The organism is Chryseobacterium sp. 2TAF14 (assembly GCF_052115105.1).
In the GTDB taxonomy this organism is placed as follows: domain Bacteria; phylum Bacteroidota; class Bacteroidia; order Flavobacteriales; family Weeksellaceae; genus Chryseobacterium.
This window is the reverse complement of the sequence record NZ_JBFRGA010000115.1, coordinates 1-8287: the sequence shown is the minus strand read 5'-3', so window position 1 is coordinate 8287 and position 8287 is coordinate 1. Positions and strand designations below refer to the sequence as shown.

General features: G+C 33.3%; 11 protein-coding genes and 1 pseudogene. 8 read left to right on the top strand and 4 right to left on the bottom strand.

Features of this window, described 5'->3' with window-relative positions; genetic code table 11:
- The 3 genes from AB4Y90_RS12170 to AB4Y90_RS12160 form a co-directional block, all read left to right on the top strand.
- A partial coding sequence (locus AB4Y90_RS12170) for an acyl-CoA reductase (RefSeq protein ID WP_441557846.1) occupies nt 1–984 on the top strand: 984 nt, incomplete at its 5' end.
- A 44-nt stretch (nt 985–1028) separates the two neighbouring features.
- Complete coding sequence (locus tag AB4Y90_RS12165; RefSeq protein WP_441557845.1) at nt 1029–1475, top strand: peptidylprolyl isomerase; 447 nt, start codon at nt 1029–1031, stop codon at nt 1473–1475.
- A gap of 25 nt (nt 1476–1500) precedes the next feature.
- Nucleotides 1501–2190 (top strand): Bax inhibitor-1/YccA family protein, encoded by a 690-nt coding sequence (locus AB4Y90_RS12160; RefSeq protein WP_441557844.1) that lies wholly within the window; start codon nt 1501–1503, stop codon nt 2188–2190.
- Between the two features lie 217 nt (nt 2191–2407).
- On the opposite strand, the gene AB4Y90_RS12155 is transcribed toward AB4Y90_RS12160, so the two are convergent.
- The 3 genes from AB4Y90_RS12155 to AB4Y90_RS12145 form a co-directional block, all read right to left on the bottom strand.
- The gene (locus AB4Y90_RS12155; protein ID WP_047481054.1) at nt 2408–2656 is read right to left on the bottom strand and encodes a DUF6952 family protein; all 249 of its coding nucleotides are present in this window, start codon (nt 2654–2656) and stop codon (nt 2408–2410) included.
- Nucleotides 2656–2964, bottom strand: a complete 309-nt coding sequence (locus tag AB4Y90_RS12150; RefSeq protein ID WP_441557843.1) for a thioredoxin family protein — start codon at nt 2962–2964, stop codon at nt 2656–2658. The genes AB4Y90_RS12155 and AB4Y90_RS12150 overlap by 1 nt, the downstream gene beginning before the upstream one ends.
- Before the next feature lie 136 nt (nt 2965–3100).
- Nucleotides 3101–3733 carry a peroxiredoxin gene (locus AB4Y90_RS12145; RefSeq protein WP_441557842.1) on the bottom strand — a complete coding sequence of 211 codons (633 nt, stop codon included), beginning with the start codon at nt 3731–3733 and terminating at the stop codon, nt 3101–3103.
- Nucleotides 3734–3950: 217 nt separating this feature from the next.
- Here AB4Y90_RS12145 and AB4Y90_RS12140 point away from each other — a divergent pair, with 217 nt between their 5' ends.
- A complete protein-coding gene (locus AB4Y90_RS12140) occupies nt 3951–4127 on the top strand; it encodes a bacteriocin-like protein (RefSeq protein WP_441557841.1) in 177 nt (58 codons plus the stop codon).
- 42 nt (nt 4128–4169) lie between these two features.
- On the opposite strand, the gene AB4Y90_RS12135 is transcribed toward AB4Y90_RS12140, so the two are convergent.
- On the bottom strand, nt 4170–5360 hold the full coding sequence (locus AB4Y90_RS12135; RefSeq protein WP_441557840.1) for a pyridoxal phosphate-dependent aminotransferase: 1191 nt from the start codon (nt 5358–5360) through the stop codon (nt 4170–4172).
- A gap of 415 nt (nt 5361–5775) precedes the next feature.
- On the opposite strand from AB4Y90_RS12135, the gene rsmG reads away from it, so the two are divergent.
- The 4 genes and pseudogenes from rsmG to AB4Y90_RS12115 all read left to right on the top strand — a co-directional run.
- Nucleotides 5776–6411, top strand: a complete 636-nt coding sequence (gene rsmG, locus AB4Y90_RS12130; RefSeq protein ID WP_441557839.1) for a 16S rRNA (guanine(527)-N(7))-methyltransferase RsmG — start codon at nt 5776–5778, stop codon at nt 6409–6411.
- A 63-nt stretch (nt 6412–6474) separates the two neighbouring features.
- Complete coding sequence (locus AB4Y90_RS12125; protein WP_441557838.1) at nt 6475–6879, top strand: hypothetical protein; 405 nt, start codon at nt 6475–6477, stop codon at nt 6877–6879.
- Nucleotides 6879–7415, top strand: coding sequence for a DUF922 domain-containing protein (locus tag AB4Y90_RS12120; protein WP_441557837.1), 537 nt, complete (start codon nt 6879–6881; stop codon nt 7413–7415). Before AB4Y90_RS12125 ends, AB4Y90_RS12120 begins: the two co-directional genes overlap by 1 nt.
- Nucleotides 7412–8287: pseudogene (locus AB4Y90_RS12115) on the top strand (PD-(D/E)XK nuclease family protein); the annotation flags it as partial. The gene AB4Y90_RS12120 and the pseudogene AB4Y90_RS12115, both read left to right, overlap by 4 nt.

Below are 8287 nucleotides of genomic sequence, written 5' to 3'. Positions count from 1 at the left end.
AAAGTATTTTTAGCAAAAAATCCTAAAGATTATAATGAAAATGATTTTGAATTTGAGCAAGTATTAAGAAAATCTGAAATTGAAAACCCCTGGTTTACTATTGATAATCAGAAATATGCTCTGAAACAATGGTCTGAATTGTTGACCCAAAAGAACGTTAATGACTGGCTGCAAAATTATTTACCATCAAAAACATCCAAAAAAGTAGGGTTAATTCTTGCCGGAAATATCCCTTTGGTTGGGTTGCATGATGTGATTTCTGTGATTTTGAGCAATCATATTCCGATGATAAAATTATCTTCAAAAGACCGACTGATGATTCCTTTTCTGCTTAAAAAATGGAAAGAATTTTCAGACGGAGAAATTGAATTTGAATTTGTTGAAAAATTAGAGAATTTCGATGCTGTTATCGCAACTGGAAGTAATAATACAGCGAGATATTTGGAATATTATTTTAAAAACCATTTAAGTATTATCCGAAAAAACAGAACTTCAATTGCTGTTTTGAAAGGCGATGAAACGGAAGAAGAACTGAAATTATTAGCCAACGATATTTTCCAGTATTTTGGATTGGGATGCAGAAATGTTACACGAATTTTCATTCCACAGGATTTTGTAATCGACAGATTGTTTGAGAGTTTCTTAGATTTTAAAGAAATTATCAATCATAATAAATACGCTAATAATTATGATTACAACAGAGCGGTTTACCTTTTAAACCAGGATAAATTCTGGGATAATAATTTTGTGATGCTGAAAGAAGATGAGAAGCTTTTCAGTCCGCTTTCTGTGATTAATTTCAGCAGATATTCTGATTTAGATGAAGTGAAAAAATTTATTGCTGAAAACGAAGAAAATATTCAGTGTATTGTTGCAAAAGATGAGCTGGGAATTGACTCTATTCAACTTGGTGAAGCCCAAAATCCATCATTGAATACTTATGCAGACAATGTGGATACAATGAAGTTTTTAGAGATTATTTAATTTATTTATCTTAAATTAGGTCAGCCAAATTAAAATTATTTAGTATGAAAAAAATATTTGCTGCTTTCGGACTCATTGCCATTTCTTTTTTGTCGGCACAGAATGTGAGTAAAGTAGAAGTTCAGAATCCGCCGATGAATGCTTCTGCTACGATTCCTAAAGATAAAATTGAATTGTACAACCAATCTTTTTCAAAGTTTGTTTCTGCATTGAAATCTAAAGATAAACAAGCGGTTGAATCTCTTATTTCGGATAAGGTGAAGAGTTTGGTCAACGAAAATATGATTCAGAAGCTTTCAGGAGGAATAAGTTTTGAAAGAAAAACAGACGTTTATCAATCAGGCTATCAAAAGCTTTTGGATAATCAGACCTATCCTGCGATTCAGTATAAATATGAAGATGATAAAAATAACCCGCCAAGAGATCTGATTACGGTTATTTTTGAAAATGACGGAAAAATTCTCGGTGTAAAACCGGAATACAGTAAATAAAATTTAATTGTTAGAAAATAAAATTATGAAAACTGATGTTTTGTTATCGCACTCTACCGATTTAGAAATAGGCGATTTTTACAAGAAAACTTATATTCATGTTGCTTTGGCAATATTGGCGTTTGCGGGAGTAGAAGCGTTTTTGTTAAATGTGGTTCCTGAAAAATTGATTTTTATGATGATTGGCCAAAAATACAGTTGGCTACTGGTTTTAGGAGTATTTTGGCTGGGATCTTTTATGGCTACAAAATGGTCTTTATCTCAAAGTAAGTCAACGCAATATGTAGGATTGGGATTATCCGTTTTGTTGTATTCAGTAATCTTTTTACCGATGATTTACATGGCGTTAGGTCAGGATGGAACAGGTAATCTGATCATGCAGGCTGCATCTTTAACCGTTGCCATGTTTGCAGGAATTTCTGCAGTCGCATTTACTTCAAAAAGAGATTTTTCATTTCTTAGAAATATCATTACCATTGGAGGTTTTATTGCTTTAGGATTAATTGTAGCCGGAATGATTTTCGGATTCAACCTTGGACTTTGGTTTTCTGTAGGAATGGTGATTTTAGCTTCTGCTTCAATTCTTTATGAAACAAGTAAATTAAAAGATACTTATGGAACGCAACAATATGTAGGAGCGGCTTTACAGCTTTTTGCATCAATCATGCTATTGTTCTGGTACATTTTGAGAATTTTAATGAGCAGAAGAAGCTAAAAAGAATTATAAATTATGAGTTTTGAATGATGAATTTATCAAAACTTTTATAAACCCAAAAAATCCTGATGTTTTCATCGGGATTTTTATTTTTGTAATTTTTAAACACAAACGGCACTGATTTTTTCACTAATAACACAATTTTTATGATTAATTATTTGTGATAATTCGTGAAAAATATTCGTGGAATTAGTGTTTAAAATTATCAGTGTTAAAACTATTTATCAATCGATCCTAAAACCTTCTGAGCAAAAGAATTCAAAGCATCTTTCTCGCTCATTCCGTTTTGTACATTGGCGTGAACTTCAAGCGCTCCGCAAATATTGGTGATCAATTCTCCGGCAACATTCATATCTTCTTCTGTCGTTCCTCTGAACTCTGTGAAACTTTCTAAAACTTCTAAAGTTTTTTCAAGATTTTCAGGAGTCTGGTTCTGATAAAACTGTCTAATTACTGGTAACTTCATTATGCTAATTCATTAAAAAGATTAATTAAACTTTCTGCCTGGTTAGACTGTACCTGATTTACCAATTCACCATTCTTGAAGATTGCGAAAGTAGGCAAGTTATCCACTTTAGCTAATTTTCTGCTTTCAGGTAATTTTTCTGCATCTACATATAGGAAAGGGATTGCATCGTTTTCAGAAGCTAATTTTTTAAATTTAGGCTTCATAATTCTGCAGTTTCCGCACCATGTTGCTCCGTATTGTACAACTACTTTTTCGTTGTCGCTAACGATATTTTGTAACGTATCTTCTGTTAATTCTGTATACATAAGTTTATTTTTTAGAATAAAAAATAAACAATGTAGCAATCTAATAATTTATCAATGTAACAATGAGATTCTTCACTTCGTTCAGAATGACAGGAATTGCTACATTGTTAGATTGCTACATTGTTAAATTAATTTATTAATTTTTAGCTAAATATTCAGCAGTAGAAGTTCTGTCAGCTTTCATAGCTTCTTTACCTTCTTCCCAGTTTGCAGGGCAAACTTCACCGTGCTTCTGAACGTGAGTATAAGCATCGATTAATCTTAAATATTCTTTTACGTTTCTTCCCAAAGGCATATCATTTACCGACTCGTGGAAAATTTTTCCGGTTTCGTCGATCAGATAAGTTGCTCTGTACGTTACGTTTGAACCTGTGAAAACCTCTTCACCTTCCTCGTTGTATTCGAAATCCTGGTCTACAATTCCTAAAATATTTGCCAGTTGTCTGTGAGTGTCAGCTAAAAGCGGATAAGTAACTCCTTCAATCCCACCGTTGTCTTTTGAAACGTTTAACCATGCAAAGTGCACTTCGTTTGTATCGCAAGAAGCACCGATTACCTTCGTGTTTCTTTTTTCGAATTCACCTAAAGCTTCCTGGAAAGCGTGAAGTTCGGTAGGGCAAACAAAAGTAAAATCTTTTGGATACCAGAATAAAAGTACTTTTTGTTGGTTGTTTGTAGTTTCTTCAAAGATGTTGATTCTAAGATCATCACCCATTTCAGACATTGCGTCAATCGTTACGTTTGGAAATTTTTTACCTACTAAAGACATAATTTTTCTAATTTTTATTTGATTAATTTTACAGTGCAAATATACACAGTTTTATCTATTGAAAAAACAACTGTTGATAAATAAAATCTATAATTGTTTTTAAACAGCGATTAATATTGCAATATTTAACTTCATAAAAATAATAATGAATTAGTATGGAATTTTTTGTTAATTTTGATAATACGAACTAAATTATAATCAATCAAACATTATTGTTATGAAAAATCTAAAAAACCTGTCAAGAAAAGAACTAAAAACAATTAAAGGAGCGGCATCTACATCAAAATGTCCTCCCGGAAAGTATTATTGTCCCGATGCTGATGTTTGTGTTGCGATTAATGAAGAATGCTATATTATCGTACCAGTAATTCCTGTAGGAGAAACATCTCTTTAATTGAGTTCAAAAAAAGTTCTTCCACAAGGAAGAACTTTTTATTTAAACGTTAGTCAGCAAATCTTTAATCCTCCTCATCGCTTCCCTGAGATCTTCTTCAGAAGCAGCATAAGAAAACCGGATGCATTCCGGTCTTCCGAACGAAACTCCGCCTACACAACCTACGTGAGCATTTTCCAAAATAAACATGGCAAAATCATCAGCATCTTTTATTTCAGTTCCGTTTAAAGTTTTTCCTATATAATGAGAAACATCGGGGTAAAAGTAAAAAGCAGCTTTTGGTAAAACAACTTTAAATCCAGGAATTTCTTTCATTAAATCATACACCAGATCTCTTCTTTGCTTAAATGCATCAATCATGTATCTGTATTCGGAAGGATCAGTTTTTAACGCAACAATTGATGCTCTTTGAGCAACCGTATTTGCGCCGCTTGTCATTTGCCCCTGAATTTTTTCGCAAGCTTTAGCCAACCATTCCGGACATGCAGAATAGCCGATTCTCCAGCCTGTCATCGCAAAAGCTTTAGACATCCCGTTAATTACCGCAGTCTGCTCATAAACTTCAGGAAACTGCGCAATAGAAGTTGTTTTAGTTTCGTAATTAATGTATTCGTAGATTTCGTCTGAAATTACGGTTACGTGAGGGTATTTAGCAATCACTTTTGCCAAAGATTTTAGTTCATCATAGGTGTAATATCCACCTGAAGGATTACAGGGCGAGCTGAAAAGGATGGCTTTTGTTTTCTCGTTAATCGCTTCCTCAAGCTGTTCTGCCGTAATTTTAAAATCGGTAACATATGAAGTGGGAAGCATTACGGAATTTCCGCCCATCATTTTGACCATTTCATCATAGCTTACCCAAAAAGGAGTAGGAAGGATTACTTCGTCACCATCATTAATAAGTGCCGCTAAAACATTGATAATTGATTGCTTAGCGCCGTTTGAAACACAGATTTGTGTAGGTTTATAATCGAGTTGATTGTCTCTTTTTAATTTTTCTGAAATTGCCTGACGAAGTTCTAAAAAACCCGGAACAGGAGAGTAGTGACTGTAATTTTCATTGATCGCATCAAATGCTGCCTGTTTAATATTATCGGGAACATCAAAATCGGGTTCGCCTAATGTTAAAGAAATTACATCTATTCCGCTGGCTTTCATCTCTCTGGCTTTGTTTGACATGACGAATGTCTGAGAGTAACCCAACCTGTTTACTCTGTCTGAAAGTTTATTCATGTATTCTTTTTGTCTTTTTAACAAATATATATAAAAACTTAGAGCCTGCTAAAATTTTGTAATACATTTTTTAACATTTATAAAATGAGGATTTCTAAAGAATTAAACTTAAAAATTTTAAGCAAGCTTAGTTTATTGATTTATTAAATCGTTCATAACTAAAGCTGTATCAATTTTACCGAAGATAAAATCTTTGCGCCTTAAAACGTATTATAGTTAAACAATTTTTGCGCCTTTGCGAAAAACCAATCATGAAATTCATATTTATTAATTTTTAAACAGACTCTTAAAATATTTAAATCTTTTGTGCCTTTTGTGGTTAAATAAAAAAGTTTTAAAAAGTAAAAATTTTAAACAGGTTCTAATTTGAATTAGTTGCGAATAAAACTTATTTTTGCTCCTTACAATTACTTTTATGTCGATAGCAATCATTCAAAAATACTTTCCTGACCTTACAGAAAAACAGATTGAGCAGTTTACAAAGCTTGAAAGCCTGTATGGAGAATGGAACGAGAAAATAAACGTTATTTCACGAAAAGACATGGAATCTCTTTACGAAAAGCACATTCTGCATTCTTTAGGCATCGCCAAAATCATGGAATTTGCTCCCGGAACAAAGGTTTTAGACGTGGGAACAGGCGGTGGTTTTCCCGGAGTTCCACTTGCAATTTTGTTTCCTGAAACTCAGTTTACCTTAATAGATTCTATCGGCAAAAAAATTACGGTAGTCAATGCTGTTTCAGAAGGGATTGGCTTAGCAAATCTTACCGCAATTCACGGAAGGGCAGAAAAAGTAAAAGAAAAATTCCATTTCGTAGTGAGTCGTGCCGTTACTCAGATGCCGGAATTTTTAAGATGGCTTAAAGGGAAATTCGAAAAAGAACAGTTTAATGCAAAACATAACGGCGTTTTATATCTGAAAGGCGGAGATCTTGCGGAAGAACTTGCCGGTTTGAAATGCGAGCTTTTCAACCTTAAAAATTACTTCGAAGAAGAGTTTTTTGATACCAAAAAAGTGGTTTATCTTTCAAAAGGTAATTTTAATTCTTAAAATCATAATATTTGGAATTTATTTTTGCTAAATTTATACTTCCAAACGATCAAATCCGATGTCATGAAATCTATATTAAAAATAAGTTTTGCTGCGGCAGTTTTAGGTCTTTTTTCTACTTCTTGTAAAGATGATGATGATTATCAAACGATAGAATCTGTAGACAAAGTAAAGATCGACAGTATAAAAATCGTGAATGATACGATGAGTGTTTTTTCGGTTCAGAGCATAAGAACGTATTCAACATATAATTCAGGCTGTGAAGGATTTTACGGATACGATTATATTCACACCGGGCAATTTGATCGCGATGTAACTGCTTATCAATATTATACGAGCGGTACTTGTACACAGGCACAACACACATCAGCAAACCAGATTAATTTTAGCCCGCAGAAAAAAGGAAATTATACCTTCAGATTCTGGAATGGCAACAGCTGGATTACCAAAACAATTGTAGTAGAATAATGAAGTTTTTTTTAATCGTTTTTTTATTGATTTTCAATATTTTATCGGCTCAGAAAATTAACTGGAGCGAAGATCAGAAGCTTGTTTGGGATAATTTCAAAAGCAAAACCAATAATCTTGGCGGTTCTACGGTTGTAGCTTACACGCATTGCGGCTGGGAATTTTCAGCGATCACATCAAGCGATCCCAAAGTTCCGGTGAAAATAAATATTCAGACTGTTTTTAATGAAAATAAATCATGGAAAGACGTTAAAAGGATTAATGATTACGTGCTTCTTCATGAGCAAAAACATTTTGATATTGCCGAAATTCACGCCAGAAAACTCAGAAAAGAAGTTTCAGAAAAGATAAGAACCACAGCCGATTACAATAAGTTTTTTAAATCAATTTACGCTAAAATTTCTTCCGAATACAAAAACTTTCAGGCCGAATATGACCGCGTAACCGAGCACGGTATGAATAAAGAAAAACAGGCAGAATACAATCTTTTAATTACCGAAGAGCTCGAGAAACTAAAAAACTACCAGAAAACTTGAAATTTCTAAACAAAATTATCGATGAATTATTAATTCAAAATTCTGATTTATCGCAATTTAACATTGTTCTTCCCGGTAAAAGACCCATTGTTTTTATACGACAGATTTTAGAAGAAAATAATTACTCAGGTTTTCTTCCCAATTTTTATACGATCGAAGAGCTCATCATCAGTATCGTAGATCAGCAGACCATTCAGGGAATTTCTCTGTGGCTTTTTGCATTTGATGTTTATAAAAGTCTGAATCTTATTCCAAATGACGATTTTTCTGAATTTTTAAAATGGTTTCCGACGCTTCAGAAAGACTGGGATGATATTTTGAAATTTTCAGATTCTGATGAAGCCGTTCTGCAATATATGTTTGATGAAGAACGGATTAAAGAATGGGCGCAGGATTTGGGTGACGATGACCAAATTCCAAGAAAAAAATTCCTGAATTTCTGGCGGAATATGAATGTTTTTCTTCCTGTTTTAAAGAAAAAATTACAAGAAAAAAACTGGGCAACTCCGGGAATGATTCACGAGTCTGCCAAAGCAAAAATAGAAGAGTTCGCAAAAAACAATACCGAAAATTTCGTTTTCTGTGGCTTTAATGCATTTACTCCTGTTGAAGAAAAACTGGTCAGAAACCTTTTGCAGTGGGATAAAGCGCAATGTTTTTTTCAGGCAGACCGATATTATTTTGATGATGAAAGACAGGAAGCCGGAAAATTCCTCAGAAATCACAAAATGTGGAAAGAATTCAATGACAACAGAGCTTTTAAATGGATTGAGGATGATTTTAAGCAGCCCAAAAACATCAAAGTTTACGAAGTTTCTGGAAATGTAACGCAAACCAAAATTTTACCTGAATTATTTAAGAATATTGATAAT